This window comes from Pseudomonas sp. RW10S2 (genome assembly GCF_014268985.1).
Lineage (GTDB): Bacteria > Pseudomonadota > Gammaproteobacteria > Pseudomonadales > Pseudomonadaceae > Aquipseudomonas > Aquipseudomonas wayambapalatensis.
Window position 1 is genome coordinate 28,254 of the sequence record NZ_JABWRO010000035.1, and the last position, 14,355, is coordinate 42,608.

Sequence of the window (14,355 nt, forward strand, 5' to 3'; positions counted from 1 at the left end):
TCGGGGGCCGTCGCGGCCCTCACAAGGAGTGATCGATGAAAAAGCTGTTCGCTGTCGTCGCCGCCGTCGCGGCCTTCTCGGCCAATGCCGCCGAAACCCTGACCGTCGCCGCCACCCCGGTGCCGCACGCCGAGATCCTCAACTTCGTCAAGCCACAGCTGGCGAAGGAAGGCGTGGAGCTGAAGGTCAAGGAGTTCACCGACTACGTTCAACCGAACGTGCAGGTCGCGGAAAAACGCCTGGACGCCAACTTCTTCCAGCACCAGCCGTACCTGGATGAGTTCAACAAGGCCAAGGGCACCAAGCTGGTCAGCGTTGCCGGCGTACACATCGAGCCGCTGGGCGTGTACTCGGCCAAGATCAAGAAGCTCGACGAGCTGCCATCCGGCGCCACCGTGGTCATCCCCAATGACGCCACCAACGGCGGCCGCGCCCTGCTGCTGCTGGACAAGGCCGGCGTGATCAAGCTCAACGACAACACCAACATCCTGTCCACCGTGAAGGATGTGGCTGAAAACCCGAAGGGCGTGAAATTCCGCGAACTGGAAGCGGCCACTATCCCGCGCGTGCTGACCCAGGTCGATGCGGCGCTGATCAACACCAACTACGCACTCGAAGCCAAGCTCAACCCTCAGAAGGACGCCCTGGCCATCGAAGGCAGCGACTCGCCGTACGTGAACATCCTGGTGACCCGTGAGGACAACAAGGACGCGGACGCGGTGAAGAAACTGGTGCAGGCGCTGCACTCGCCTGAGGTGAAGCAGTTCATCAACGAGAAGTACAAAGGGGCTGTGGTGCCGGCGTTCTAAGCCGAACGATCGCGCTGAGCTCTTCGCGGGCAAGTCGGAACGCCGAACCGCCGCTCCCACAGGAAATCGCGTTCCCGTAGGAGCGGGCTTGCCCGCGAAGCTTTTGGGGGTTCATCAATCCCGCTTGACCAGCCCCGGCAACTGCGCCACCAGCTTCTGGTTGTTGAACGGCGCACGAATGAACCCACGCTGACGCCCGTCCGGCCCGACCACCGCCAGGTTGCCACTGTGATCGACGGTGTACCCCGGCTTGCTGGTGTCCGCGGGGATGAACGGAATGCTCAGGGCATTGGCCAGCTTCTGGGTATCCTCGATGGATCCTGCCAGCCCCACGAAATCCTTGTCGAAATAGCCCAGGTACTGCTTGAGCTGCTGCGCCGTGTCGCGGTTCGGGTCGACGCTCACCAGCACCACCTGCAAGCGGTCGATCGCCTCCTTGGGCAGCTCGCTTTTCACCTGGCGCAACTGCGCCAACGTGGTCGGACAGATGTCCGGGCAGTAGGTGTAGCCGAAGAACAGCAACGACCATTTGCCCTTCAACTGATCCAGCGCCACCGGCTGGCCGTTCTGGTCGTTCATGGTCACATCCGGCACGCTGCGGCTCTGCGGCAGGAGGATGATGCCGGCGTCGATCAGCTCGGCCGGGTTGGCCTCGCCGCGGCCATTGAGCACCTTGTTGACGGTCAAGCCCATGATCAGCGCGACCAGGGCAACGAGGATGAAGACGGTTTTCTGGGTTCGGGTCATAGGTTCAGCAACAGGTAGTGATCAACGAGCAGGGCGATGAACAGCAGGAACAGGTACGCGATAGAGTACTTGAAGGTGCCGATCGCCGCGTGCGGCCGGGTGCCACGGTACAACACCCAGGCCCACTGGACAAAGCGCAGCCCCAGCAACAGGGCGCAGGCCAGGTAGAGCGGGCCGCTCATGTGGATGGCATAGGGCAGCAGGCTCACCGCCAGCAGCACCAGGCTGTAGAGCAGGATATGCAGCTTGGTGTAGTGCTCGCCGTGGGTCACCGGCAGCATGGGTATCTCGGCTTTGGCGTATTCCTCCTTGCGGTGGATGGCCAGGGCCCAGAAGTGTGGCGGCGTCCAGGCGAAGATGATCAGCACCAGCAACAGCGGCTCGGCGCTCAGGTGCCCGCTGACCGCGACCCAACCCAGCAACGGCGGGGCGGCGCCTGCCAGGCCGCCGATCACGATGTTCTGCGGCGTGGCGCGCTTGAGAAAGCCGGTGTAGACGACCGCATAGCCCAACAGGGAGGCAAGCGTGAGCCAGGCCGTGAGCGGGTTGGTGAAGGCCAGCAGCAGCGCCATCCCGGCGCTTGCCAGGGCAAGGGCGAACGCCAGCGCCGGCAAGGGCGCCACCCTTCCCTTGGCCACCGGGCGCTTGCAGGTACGGGCCATCAAGGCATCGATCCGCCGGTCCAGCACGTGGTTGACCACCGCCGCGCCGCCGGCGCACAGGGCGATGCCCAGATTGCCGAACAGCAGTACCGTCCACGGCACACCCGCGCGGGTGGCGAGGAACATGCCCACCAGCGAAGTGATCAGCATCAGCACCACCACCTTGGGCTTGGTCAGCTCCAGGTAGTCGCGCCAGCCAGCGCGCTGCCGCCCTTGGCTCAGAACCGTCGCCACGTGTCATTCCTCAGGTGATGGGAAACGCCGCCAGGCGTGACCGGCCGCAGGCGCCAGCCCAGGCCGACACGCACCTTGTCGACCACCCGAATGCGGTAGTTCACCAGCACCATGGTCAGCAGCAGCAGGGCGCCCCCGGCGTTATGCGCCACGGCCACCCCCAGCGGCAGGTGCAGCAGCACGTTGCTGATCCCCAACCCCACCTGCAGCGCCAAGGCAGCCAGCACCAGCCGAGCCAGGCCGGACAGGCCATTGCGGTGCAGCTTCCAGCTCAGCATCAGCAGCACTGCCACGACCATCAATGCGCCCAGGCGATGGCTGATATGGATGGCCGTACGCGCATCACTGTCGAGCTGCCCACCCAGGTAGTTCGGGCCGACGTGCTGGGTGAGATGGAAACCGTTGCTGAAGTCTGCCGCAGGCCACCATTGACCATGGCAGGTCGGCAAGTCGATGCAGGCGACTGCCGCGTAGTTGGCACTCACCCACCCACCCAGGGCGATCTGCCCAATCACCACCAGCAGTGCCAGCGCAGCCACCCGACGCAGACTCAACGGCAGCTTGGGCGGTGGCGCAAAGGCCCGGGATAGACGCAGGGATAACAGGAACAGCAGGCTCAGGGTGGTGAAGCCTCCAAGTAGATGCGCGGTGACCACCTGCGGCCAGAGTTTGAGGGTCACCGTCCACATGCCGAACGCCGCCTGCGCCAGCACCACGGCCAGCAGCAGCACCGGCAACCGGTAGGGCCCGCCGTCGCGGCCATGACGACGTACCGCACCTATCGCCAGCCAGGCGATGACCAGCGCCAGCGTGCCGGCGAAATAGCGATGCACCATCTCAGCCCAGCCCTTGGCTTCTTCCACCGGATGCTCGGGGAAGTGCAACTCGGCATGGGCCAGTTGCGCGTCGGTCTTGGGCACGCCGATGAAACCATAGCAGCCGGGCCAGTCGGGGCAGCCGAGGCCGGCGTGGGTCAGGCGCGTGTAGGCGCCGAGCAGCACGACGACCAATGCCAGCAAGGTGGCGAACACAGCAAGTCGGTAACCGGGTCTGGCCATGCTGGCCTCCTAGCCGATGTTGGACAGCTTGAGCAGGTGGCGCAGGTCGTCGAGCACATGCTTGCCCTTGACCTTGGCGTCGTAGCGCAGCACCAGGTTGCCATGTGGATCGACGATCCACAGTTGCGCGCCGGGCTCGACGACCTTTGTGCGGTAGCGGTCGGCATCCAGCGCATAGCGCTGCAGTTGCGGGTACTCGCGTTCGAGCAGCGCCTGGTAGTCGCCACTCAAGGGCGTCGCGGTTGCCAGCGCATGGCTGGCACGACTGGCATCGCGGCCAAGGCCGACCTGGATCTGCCGGGCCAGGTAGACCAGCTGCCGGCAGTCCTCGGCGCAGGCATCGGGCGTGCTGACCAGCAGTTGCCAGCGCTCGTCCTGGGCCTGGATGCCGATATCGGCGCGGCTCTGGCCATTGCCGATCATCACGCCGTGGTAGCTGCGACCCTCCGGCACCCAGAACTTGAGCTTGTACATACTGGTGGCAAGGATCATCGGGCCGAGGGTCACCAGCAGGATCAGGATCAGCTGCAAGCGCCCGCGGGTGCGGGACTTGCTCCCTTCAGGCACGTCCAGTGGACTCGTGGCGGCGGCCATGGCGTTTCTCCTTGTTGTCGTTGTGCCAGCCGAAATACAGGTACAGCAGCACCAGCGCCGTGCTCAGGGCAAACCATTGCACGGCATAGCCGAGGTGTTTTTCCGGGCCCATGGCAACGACCGGCCAATCCAGCCGATAGCTGGCAGGGCCTGGCTCCAGGCGCAGTTCATGGGCGAAGCCTTCACGCGCCAGCTGCTGCCAGAGCTGTGCGGGATCAAGGGCTGTCAGCAGGTGCGGCCATCGGCCGCCGGGCGGGTCGGGGTGCAGCTGGAAGGTGCTGCCTGGCGGCACGTAGACCGTGGCCTGCAACGCCAGTGGCTGGGCCGGGGTGTCGAAACGCACCGGCACGCGGCGGTCCGGCCAAGGCAACCAGCCACGGTTGACCAGCAACCACTGGCCGCTGGCCTGGTCGTGGAAGGGTTGCAGCAGCTCGACACCGGCCTGGCCGTCGCGCAGGCGGTTGTCCAGCAACAGGCTGTGCTCGGGGTCGAACTGGCCGAACAGGCGCACGCGGTAGAAGGCCGGGTCGGGCAGTTGCACAAGCTGCGCCACGGTCACCGGCGCCTCGATGCGCCGCTCGGCGTAGCTGTCGAGCAGTTGGCGCTTTTCATCGGCCCGACGCAGTTGCCAGCAGCCAAGCGCGATCAGCCCCGGCAGCAGTGCGAACACCACCAGGGTCGGGACCAGCCCTGGGCGAAACGGCCTCACCGCGGCCTCGCTCTGTCGATCGCTATACTTGTCCACATCACTGCATCCCCCCGGAGTTTCGCCATGCTCAAGGCCGCGATTGTCCTGATGCTGTTGGCCACCATCGCCAGCCTGTTCAGTGGCCTGGTGTTCCTGGTCAAGGACGACGACCAGTCCACCCGCTTGCTCAAGGCCCTGACCCTGCGCGTCACCCTGGCCGTCCTGACCGTCGGCCTGGTGGCCTGGGGCTTCATCAGTGGGCAATTGGTTTCGCACGCGCCGTTCTGAATCACCCCACCCACAGGGTCCACCTTGCGGCTAAAGCACATACACAAAGATGAACAACCCCACCCATACCACATCCACGAAGTGCCAATACCAGCTGGCCGCCTCGAACCCGAAATGCTTGTCCGGGTTGAAATGCCCGCGCAGCACGCGCACGAACATCACGATCAGGATCAAGGTGCCGAGCGTGACGTGCGCACCATGAAAACCGGTGAGCATGAAGAAGGTCGCGCCGTAGATCCCCGAGCCAAGGGTCAGGCCCAGGTGCACATAGGCCTCGTAGTATTCGTAGGCCTGCAGCGCCAGGAACGACAGCCCCAGCAGGATGGTCAGCCCCAGCCACAGTTTCAGCGCGCCGCGATGGCCCTTGCGCAGGGCATGGTGGGCGATGGTGATGGTGACGCTGGAGCTGACCAGCAGGATGGTGTTGATCAGCGGCAGGTGCCAGGGGTTGATGATGTCCTTCGGCGGCGGGAACAGCTTCGGATCCGGCGTGTGCAGCAACGGCCAGACGAACTCGAAATTGGGCCAGAGCATGTGCGTCACGCCCTTGGCGCCTTCGCCGCCGATCCAGGGACCGGCCAGCACCCGCACATAGAACAGCGCCCCGAAGAAGGCCATGAAGAACATCACTTCCGAAAAGATGAACCAGCTCATGCCCCAACGGAACGAGCGGTCCATCTGCGCACTGTACAGCCCGGCATGGCTCTCCTTGACCACCGCACCGAACCAGCCAAACAACATGTAGGCCAGGAACAGCGCACCGACGAAGAAGATCAGCGGCCCATGGGATTCCGGGTGTCCGGCCTTGAGATCGTTGAACCAGGTGCCCAGGCCGAACACCGTGATGAACAGCCCGACAGTGGCGATGATCGGCCACTTGCTCTGCGCCGGAACGTAGTAGTGCTCATGACTTGCCATTGCTGTTCTCCTTCCCTCAGCGGGCGCCCTGAGCGTCCTGTACCGCGGCATGGGCAACCGGCGGGTGACGCGCAGTGATGTCGAACAAGGTGTAGGCCAGGGTCAGGTGCTTCACGTTGCCCGGCAGGTCGCGGTCGACGATGAAGCGCACCGGCATCTCGATGCGCTCGCCCGGCTGCAGCACCTGCTGGGTGAAACAGAAGCACTCGGTCTTGTGGAAATACGCCGCCGCTTCGGCCGGGGTGATGCTGGGAATCGCCTGGGCACTCATCGGCCGGTCGGTCGGGTTGTGTGCGACGAACACCATCTGGTTCACCGCGCCCGGATTCACTTCGAGCTGGTCAGCGGTGGAGTAGAAGTCCCAGACCATGTCGCTGGCGTTGGTCGACATGAACTGCACCCGCACCGTGCGCGAAGGGTCGCTGATCTGACTGCCTTCGTACTGCCCGCCCGTCTTGCCGTTGATACCGAAGGCCTTGCACATCACGTCGTAGATCGGCACCAGGGCAAAGCCGAAGGCGAACATCACCACCGTCAGCATCAACAGGCGCAGCACCAGGCGTTTGAGCGACAGGCCGGTCATCGCGTCGGTCTCCTATTTCACTTCCGGCGGGGTCTGGAAGGTGTGGTAGGGCGCAGGCGAGGGCACCGACCACTCCAGCCCGTCGGCGCCATCCCAGGGCTTGGCCGGAGCCGGTTCGCCGCCGCGGATGCACTTGATGACGATGAACAGGAAGAAGATCTGTGTGGCGCCGAACATGAACGCGCCGATGGACGAGATCATGTTGAAGTCGGCGAACTGCAGGTTGTAGTCCGGAATCCGTCGCGGCATACCGGCCAGCCCGACGAAATGCATGGGGAAGAAGGCCAGGTTCATGCCCACGAACGACAGCCAGAAATGCAGCTTGGCCAAGGTTTCGTCGTACATGTGCCCGGTCCATTTCGGCAGCCAGTAATAGGCCGAGGCAAAGATGCCGAAGATGGCGCCGGGCACCAGCACGTAGTGGAAGTGGGCGACCACGAAATAGGTGTCGTGGTATTGGAAGTCCGCCGGGGCGATGGCCAGCATCAGCCCGGAGAAGCCGCCGATGGTGAACAGGATGACGAAGGCGATGGCGAACAGCATCGGCGCCTCGAAGGTCATCGCGCCCTGCCACATGGTGCTGACCCAGTTGAACACCTTAACCCCGGTGGGCACGGCGATCAGCATGGTCGCGTACATGAAGAACAGCTCGCCCACCACCGGGATGCCGACCACGAACATGTGGTGCGCCCAGACGATGAACGACAGGAAGGCGATTGCGCCGGTGGCGTAGACCATCGAGGTGTAGCCGAACAGCGGCTTGCGCGAGAACGCCGGGATGATCGAGCTGACCGCGCCGAAGGCCGGCAGGATCATGATGTACACCTCTGGATGGCCGAAGAACCAGAACACGTGCTGGAACAGCACCGGGTCGCCGCCACCCGCCGCGCTGAAGAAGCTGGTGCCGAAGTGGATGTCCATCAGCATCATGGTCACCACGCCGGCCAGCACCGGCATCACCGCGATCAGCAGGAAGGCGGTGATCAGCCAGGTCCAGACGAACAGCGGCATCTTCATCAGGGTCATGCCCGGGGCGCGCAGGTTGAGGATGGTGGCGATCACGTTGATCGCGCCCATGATCGAGCTGATGCCCATCAGGTGGATGGCGAAGATGAAGAAGGTCACGCTGGCCGGCGCATAGGTGGTGGACAGCGGCGCGTAGAAGGTCCAGCCGAAGTTCGGCCCCCCGCCGGGGCTGAACAGGGTCGAGACCAGCAGCAGGAAGGCCGCCGGCAGCAGCCAGAAGCTGAAGTTGTTCATCCGTGGCAGGGCCATGTCCGGCGCGCCGATCATCAGCGGAATCATCCAGTTGGCCAGGCCGACGAACGCCGGCATCACCGCGCCGAACACCATGATCAGGCCGTGCATGGTGGTCATCTGGTTGAAGAACGCCGGCTCCACGATCTGCAGGCCCGGCTGGAACAGCTCGGCGCGGATCACCATGGCGAACGAGCCGCCAAGCAGGAACATGGCGAAGCTGAACCACAGGTACATCGTGCCGATGTCCTTGTGGTTGGTGGTCAGCACCCAGCGCATCAGGCCCTTGGCCGGACCGTGCGCATGGTCATGGCCGTGGGCGTGGTCGTCGATCACTGCACTCATGTCCTGTCTCCTGCACGTTGCGGGATATCAAGCGGGCACCGGCTCATTTGCTTTGCGCCTGCTTGAGCGCCAGTACGTCCTTGGGCGTGACCATGTCGCCCTTGTTGTTGCCCCAGGCGTTGCGCTCGTAGGTGACCACTGCGGCGATGTCGACTTCCGAGAGCTGCTTGCCGAACGCGGCCATCGCCGTGCCGGGCTTGCCATGGAAGACAATGCCCAGGTGGTCTTCCTTGGGCCCTGTGGCGATCTTCGAGCCCTTGAGCGCCGGGAACATTGGCGGCAGGCCCTGGCCTTCGGCCTGGTGACAGGCCACGCAGGTGGTGTGGTAGACCTTGTCGCCGCGCTCGACCAGCTCTTGCAGCGTCCACTCCTTGCTGGTCAGTTCCTTGAGCTGGGCCGCCTCGGCCTTGCGCTCGCCGAGCCAGGTGTCGTAGTCGGCCTTGGATTTCACCTCGACCACCACGGGCATGAAACCGTGGTCCTTGCCGCACAGCTCGGTGCACTGCCCGCGGTAGATGCCGGGCTTCTCGATGCGCGTCCAGGCTTCGTTGACGAAACCGGGGATGGCATCACGCTTGACCGCGAAGGCCGGCACCCACCAGGAATGGATCACGTCGGCGGCGGTCACCAGGAAACGCACCTTGGCCCCGACCGGCAGCACCAGCGGCTGATCGACCTCGAGCAGGTAATGCTCGTCCTTGGGCGCCTGGTTGCGGATCTGCTCGGAAGGGGTGGCGAGGTTGCTGAAGAACTCGACGTCCTGGCCCAGGTACTTGTAGTGCCATTTCCACTGGTAGCCGGTGACCTGGATATCGATATCCGACTCGCTGGCGTCGTAGATGTCGATCAGGGTCTTGGTGGCCGGGATGGCCATGGCGACGAGGATGAGAAACGGGACGACCGTCCACATGATCTCGACCCAGGTGTGCTCGTGGAAATGCGCAGGCTGCTGGCCGGTGGAGCGGCGGTGGATGACCATCGACCAGAACATCGCGCCGAACACCACGATGCCGATGACCACGCAGATCCAGAAGATGGTCATGTGCAGGTCGAACACGGCGTGGGAGACTTCCGTCGCCCCCGGAGACATGTTCACGGTCCAGGCGGCGTGCGCCTGACCGAACACCGTCCACAACAGGAGGCCCATCCAGACATGTGGATGTCGCATCATTGCGGGTTCCCCTTATCGTTCTTGTAGTCCCGGAGGCGTGGACGACGTTTTCTACGGCATAAGGGGGGGAACGGGGGTCAAGACTGCCTGGCTTCGACGACCGAGCCCCCTGCAAACGGCAGTCGGGCCTCATCAACGAATCACGTTCAAGCGGAGTATAGACAGCGACCAATCGCACGCAACGCGTGATGTGAAAACAACTTCACGCATTGGCTGAAATGGCTGAAAGGATTATTCCAGAGGGCTTGGGGCATAATAGTGGCACATTGATATAACCCGGCGGAACAAGTGCCCTGTTGTTATAACAAATGCGTCTTAGCAATCTACGCAGCCGAGCTAACTTAGTGTCTTCCGTTTGTAACGCCTTGTCCCTGGAGTTGTCATGAACATCGCAGCTGTACGCGAGCAGATCGAACAAGCCCATCAACATGAGAGCCGTACAGGCCAACTGAAGCAACGCCTCGAACAGCAACTGCCTCACCTGCATCCTTCGATCCAACTGCCCCCGCAGGACGCCCAGGGTACCTTGACGCGCTTCGTCCGCGCCTACATCGACCAGGTTCCGGAATTGCTCGAGGCTGCCAACACGGTCGCTCGCGAAGCCGGTATCGAAGCGCAGATCAAACCGGTATTGAAGATCGCCGAAGCCTACTTCCTGCAACCTCCGCAGGTCATGGACGGGCACGTCGGGCTCGACTGCCTGCTCGATGAAGCCTACTTGGCCCATCGCCTAGTCGAGGAAGTCAACGACCTGTATATCCGCCACTTTCAGCAACCGCTGATTCCGGTAGACACCACCGTCGCCAATCTCATCGCCCACCAGTTGATCGGCGAAACCTTCGCCAACCAGCTGGATGAAGTGGTGCATCACTCGGTCGACGAGATGCTCGATGACCAGAGCTTTGCAGTGGAGTCTGTGGAAAAGTATCGCGACACCCTCTGCAGCCCCGAGACCGGCGCAGCCTGGAAGCGCTGGCCGTGCCTGTCGCGCCAGCTTGGCGTGGAGCTTGGGCAGTCGGCTTGAATCCGATCCTGGCAGATCGGCCCCAGCGGTCCCGCCATACCTGTAGGTGCGGTCATATGCCGTTCCTACAGGTATTCCGGCCCCGGCGGCGTCGATGTCAGCCTCCGGCCCCGACCCCGGCCGTGGTGCGCAATCGTCCTTCGATCCGCCGCTTCAACCGCCGCTGCTCGATCAGCATCCGTGAGCCGTTGGCCTTGTTGCTGCGGCTCCAGTCCTCGAGCAGTTCCAGGCAGGAGTGATCGATGTAGCTCAGATTGCCCAGTGGCACATGCAGGGTCGTACCTGGCGGTACGCTCTCCAGCACCTGGGTCAGCGCCGGGACCTTGAGAAAGGTCGCCGCACCGCTCAGGCGCAGCTCCATGTGCCCTGGCTTGGCCAGCGTCACCAGGTTGATCTTCAGACGCGCCGCCCGGAATGCCAGCTTCAACAGGGTGAGGGCAAAGCCCAGCAACACACCGGTCAGCAGGTCGGTGAAGATGATCGCCAGCGCCGTGGCAGCATAGGTGAACATCGGCATCCGGCCATAGCGCCCCAGGCCGCGGAAGGCCTTGAAATCGACCAGCTTGATACCGGTGTACACCAGCACGCCCGCCAGGCTTGCCACCGGAATCTGCTGCAGCACGCTGCTCAGCACCACCACGAACGCCAGCAACCAAAGACCATGCAGAATCGCCGACGCACGCGTCTGCGCACCCGCCTGGACGTTGGCCGAACTGCGCACGATCACGCCGGTCATCGGCAATGCCCCCAGCACACCGCACAGCATGTTGCCGATACCTTGCGCCGACAGCTCGCGATCGAAATCCGATCGCTGGCCACTGTGCATGCGGTCTACCGCTGCAGCCGACAGCAGCGTCTCGGCGCTGGCGATGAAGGCCAGGGCGAAGGCGGCCACCAGCAAGGTCGGATCGGCCAGTTTGAGCAGGTCGTCCGGACGAATCCAGTCGATCGCCTCCGACAGGTCCGCAGGCACCTGCACGCGATTGACCGGCAGCGCCAGCCAGATGCTGATCGCGGTCATGATCGCCACGCCCAGCAAGGCACCGGGGATGAAGCGCAGGCGCTGTGGGCGCCAACGCTCCCAGCTCCACATCATTGCGATGGTGCCCAGGCCCAGGGCGCCGGCCTGCCAGCCATTACCGGCGGTTTCCAACGGCAGTGCCGAGGCCAGGGTCGCGGGGAAACCCAGCAGGTTCTCGACACCCGAAGGCTGTGGCGCGCTGTCGAACATCACATGCACCTGCGACAGCACGATCAGTACGCCGATACCGGCCAGCATGCCGTACACCACCGCCGGTGCAGTGACGCGAAACCAGCAGCCCAGACGCAGTCGCCCGGCCAGCAGCTGCAACAGGCCTGCCAGCAGCAGGATCGGTCCGAGCATGGCCACACCGTGCTGGCGCACCAACTCGAACACCAGCACCGCCAGGCCCGCGGCCGGGCCGCTGACCTGCAGGGGCGAGCCGGCCAGAAAGCCCACGACGATGCCACCGATGATCCCGGTGATCAGCCCTTTGGCGGGTGGCATGCCCGAGGCGATCGCGATGCCCATGCACAGCGGCAGGGCCACCAGGAACACCACGACCGAAGCCAGTAACTCTCGCGGCAAGGCCGCTTTTATCTGTGTCATGTTCACCATAACGCTCCTTTTCTGATTCACGGCCATTCCACTGGCCGACGGCACGGGGATCCCTGAATCGCGCGCAGGCGCGGGCCGCCAGCAGGATTGCCGGCAAGTAGGTCAGGGAAACTCAAGGCAGCAGAAAGCCCTGCCGCGCCTGGTGGGCGCAGCCGGCTATCAAGGTTTCTTCAGGTGTTGGGGTCGCTTAGTAGCGGCCTCTCGGAGTTGCGCACGGCACTGGCTCGCCAGCAGCCAGGGGCAGGAAGCTGTCGCTCGCGGCGTCGTAGGCCTCGATGCGGCTGGTTTCGATATCGTAGACCCAGCCGTGGATGTAGAGCTGTCCGGCCGCCAGGCGCGCGGCGACCGAAGGATGAGTGCGCAGGTGGTGCAGCTGGGCGATGACGTTTTCCTTGGTCAGCACCTTCATGCTCTCGTGTTCCGTTGCGCACGAGCAGTTGCTCTCGACCACGGTACGGGCCACTTCGGCGTGGCGCAGCCAGGCGGAAACGGTCGGCATCTTGGTCAGCGACTGCGGGTTGAGCACTGCGCGCATCGCACCGCAGTCGGAGTGACCGCAGACGATGATGTGGTGAACACCCAAGGCCATCACGGCGTATTCGATGGCGCTGGAAACACCGCCGTTCATCTGTCCGTAGGGCGGTACCACGTTGCCGACGTTACGGGTCACGAACAGATCGCCCGGCGAGCTCTGGGTGATCAGTTCGGGCACGATGCGCGAGTCGGCGCAGGTGATGAACATCGCGCGCGGTTTCTGCGCGGTGGCGAGCTTCTTGAACAGCTCCTGCTGCTCGGGGAAAACGTCATGGTGAAACTTCAGGAAGCCGTCGACGATGTGCTTCAGGGCAGCATCGGCGCTCTCGGCGGGAGCGGCCGGAACAGGCTTGGATGGGTCCTTGACGGGCATGATTCATCCTCTTGACGGTTTGTAGGTAAGTTCCATTTTACCGGGGAAAGATTCTGGCTATGCGGAGAATTAGATGACGCGCACAGGTAATAAATCACAGTCGCGCTGGACTGACTTCCTACGCTAGCGGAGAAAACTTAACTGAAACTGAATTCGGAGGCTCTAGAACGGGCGTTCCAGGTTTTCGAGGGGAGGTTTTGATAATAGCAAAAAAGCATCAGCCGCCAATACCCTCCAATGAAATTATTGGTAGGTATTAGTCAGATTACAGGGTAGTGGAGCACTGTGCTGTGGTGGCGTCTTCGCGGGTAAACCCGCTCCCACAAGACCATCACCGGTTCAGAACAATGCCATCTGCCCGCCTGGCGGGCAGAAGGCGCTGCAATCGAGCGACACCTGCTCCCGCCCTTCGAACCCCAACTGCCGCGAAGCTTTGCGAAAACGCTGCGCCAGCAGCTCGGCGAACACACCTTCACCGCGCATCCGCGCCCCAAAGCGGCTGTCATACAGCTCACCGCCCCGGCTCTGACGAATCAGGCTCAGCACGTGGGCCGCGCGCTGCGGGTAGTGGTCCTGCAACCACTGTTCGAACAACGGCGCCACCTCCAGCGGCAGGCGCAGCATCATGTAGGCGGCGCTCTGCGCGCCAGCTTCCTTGGCGGCCTGAAGCAGGTGCTCCAGCTCGCTGTCGTTGATCATCGGGATCATCGGCGAACACAGCACGCCCACCGGTACACCCGCCTCGCGCAACACGCGGATCGCCCGCAGGCGCGCCTTGGGTGCCGCCGCGCGGGGTTCGAGGGTGCGTTTGAGTTCGTCGTCGAGGGTGGTCAGGCTGATCATCACCCGCACCAGGCGCTGGCTGGCCAGTTCGCTCAAGAGCTCCAGGTCTCGTAGCACCAGCGAGCCCTTGGTGACGATGGTCACCGGGTGTCGGTAGCGCAGCAGCATCTCGAGCAGGCGACGGGTCAACTGGTGCTCGCGCTCTATGGGCTGGTAGGGGTCGGTGTTGGCGCCGAGGTTGATCGGTGCACAGACATAACCCGGCTTGCTCAACTGCTGTTCGAGCACCTCGGCGGCATTGGTCTTGGCGATGAGCTTGGTCTCGAAGTCGAGGCCGGGGGAGAGGTCCCAATAGGCGTGGCTGGGCCGGGCGTAGCAGTAGATGCAGCCGCGTTCACAACCGCGGTAGGGGTTGATCGAACGGTCGAAGGGCAGGTCGGGCGAGGTGTTGCGGGCGATGATGGTCTTGGCGGTTTCGATCCGCACCTCGGTGCCCTGGGTGAGGGGGACTTCCTGGTGCCAGCCGTCGTCCTCGACCACCGAATGGCTGGGGGCGAAGCGATTGTGGGGGTTGGTGGCGGTGCCGCGACCACGGACTGGGGTTGGTTTCATGGTGGAAAACCCGGATTACTGTATGCGCATACAGTA

At 63.6% G+C, this 14,355-nt stretch carries 15 protein-coding genes; 3 read left to right on the forward strand and 12 right to left on the reverse strand.

Annotated elements, in window-relative coordinates:
• The first annotated feature begins 35 nt into the window (after positions 1–35).
• A complete protein-coding gene (locus tag HU729_RS10255) occupies positions 36–809 on the forward strand; it encodes a MetQ/NlpA family ABC transporter substrate-binding protein (RefSeq protein WP_186709826.1) in 774 nt (257 codons plus the stop codon).
• Positions 810–923: 114 nt separating this feature from the next.
• On the opposite strand, the gene HU729_RS10260 is transcribed toward HU729_RS10255, so the two are convergent.
• Genes HU729_RS10260 through HU729_RS10280 form a run of 5 tightly spaced genes read right to left on the reverse strand, consistent with a single transcriptional unit; the run spans position 924 to position 4,813 of the window.
• Positions 924–1,556, reverse strand: coding sequence for an SCO family protein (locus HU729_RS10260; RefSeq protein WP_186709828.1), 633 nt, complete (start codon positions 1,554–1,556; stop codon positions 924–926).
• A complete protein-coding gene (gene cyoE / locus HU729_RS10265; protein ID WP_186669968.1) occupies positions 1,553–2,452 on the reverse strand; it encodes a heme o synthase in 900 nt (299 codons plus the stop codon). Before cyoE ends, HU729_RS10260 begins: the two co-directional genes overlap by 4 nt.
• Positions 2,437–3,510, reverse strand: a complete 1,074-nt coding sequence (locus HU729_RS10270) for a COX15/CtaA family protein (protein WP_125931061.1) — start codon at positions 3,508–3,510, stop codon at positions 2,437–2,439. Before HU729_RS10270 ends, cyoE begins: the two co-directional genes overlap by 16 nt.
• 9 nt (positions 3,511–3,519) lie before the next feature.
• Entirely contained in the window at positions 3,520–4,104 is a 585-nt protein-coding gene (locus HU729_RS10275) for a hypothetical protein (RefSeq protein WP_186709829.1), read from the reverse strand.
• Complete coding sequence (locus tag HU729_RS10280; protein WP_186709837.1) at positions 4,070–4,813, reverse strand: SURF1 family protein; 744 nt, start codon at positions 4,811–4,813, stop codon at positions 4,070–4,072. Before HU729_RS10280 ends, HU729_RS10275 begins: the two co-directional genes overlap by 35 nt.
• A 63-nt stretch (positions 4,814–4,876) precedes the next feature.
• On the opposite strand from HU729_RS10280, the gene HU729_RS10285 reads away from it, so the two are divergent.
• The gene (locus HU729_RS10285) at positions 4,877–5,080 is read left to right on the forward strand and encodes a twin transmembrane helix small protein (RefSeq protein WP_186709830.1); all 204 of its coding nucleotides are present in this window, start codon (positions 4,877–4,879) and stop codon (positions 5,078–5,080) included.
• 30 nt (positions 5,081–5,110) lie between these two features.
• On the opposite strand, the gene HU729_RS10290 is transcribed toward HU729_RS10285, so the two are convergent.
• Genes HU729_RS10290 through coxB form a run of 4 tightly spaced genes read right to left on the reverse strand, consistent with a single transcriptional unit; the run spans position 5,111 to position 9,354 of the window.
• Entirely contained in the window at positions 5,111–5,998 is an 888-nt protein-coding gene (locus HU729_RS10290) for a cytochrome c oxidase subunit 3 (RefSeq protein WP_186669974.1), read from the reverse strand.
• A 16-nt stretch (positions 5,999–6,014) separates the two neighbouring features.
• Positions 6,015–6,581, reverse strand: a complete 567-nt coding sequence (locus HU729_RS10295; RefSeq protein ID WP_186669976.1) for a cytochrome c oxidase assembly protein — start codon at positions 6,579–6,581, stop codon at positions 6,015–6,017.
• A 12-nt stretch (positions 6,582–6,593) separates the two neighbouring features.
• The gene (gene ctaD, locus HU729_RS10300) at positions 6,594–8,183 is read right to left on the reverse strand and encodes a cytochrome c oxidase subunit I (protein ID WP_186669978.1); all 1,590 of its coding nucleotides are present in this window, start codon (positions 8,181–8,183) and stop codon (positions 6,594–6,596) included.
• 43 nt (positions 8,184–8,226) lie between these two features.
• A complete protein-coding gene (gene coxB / locus HU729_RS10305; RefSeq protein WP_186669979.1) occupies positions 8,227–9,354 on the reverse strand; it encodes a cytochrome c oxidase subunit II in 1,128 nt (375 codons plus the stop codon).
• A gap of 382 nt (positions 9,355–9,736) precedes the next feature.
• Here coxB and HU729_RS10310 point away from each other — a divergent pair, with 382 nt between their 5' ends.
• Positions 9,737–10,378 (forward strand): hypothetical protein, encoded by a 642-nt coding sequence (locus tag HU729_RS10310; protein ID WP_186709831.1) that lies wholly within the window; start codon positions 9,737–9,739, stop codon positions 10,376–10,378.
• 97 nt (positions 10,379–10,475) lie between these two features.
• Here the strand turns inward: HU729_RS10310 and HU729_RS10315 are convergent, their stop codons facing one another.
• The 3 genes from HU729_RS10315 to HU729_RS10325 form a co-directional block, all read right to left on the reverse strand.
• The gene (locus HU729_RS10315; protein WP_186709832.1) at positions 10,476–12,017 is read right to left on the reverse strand and encodes a SulP family inorganic anion transporter; all 1,542 of its coding nucleotides are present in this window, start codon (positions 12,015–12,017) and stop codon (positions 10,476–10,478) included.
• Positions 12,018–12,204: 187 nt separating this feature from the next.
• On the reverse strand, positions 12,205–12,924 hold the full coding sequence (locus HU729_RS10320) for a carbonic anhydrase (protein WP_186709833.1): 720 nt from the start codon (positions 12,922–12,924) through the stop codon (positions 12,205–12,207).
• A gap of 339 nt (positions 12,925–13,263) precedes the next feature.
• Positions 13,264–14,319, reverse strand: coding sequence for a PA0069 family radical SAM protein (locus HU729_RS10325; RefSeq protein WP_186709835.1), 1,056 nt, complete (start codon positions 14,317–14,319; stop codon positions 13,264–13,266).
• Positions 14,320–14,355 lie beyond the last annotated feature (36 nt).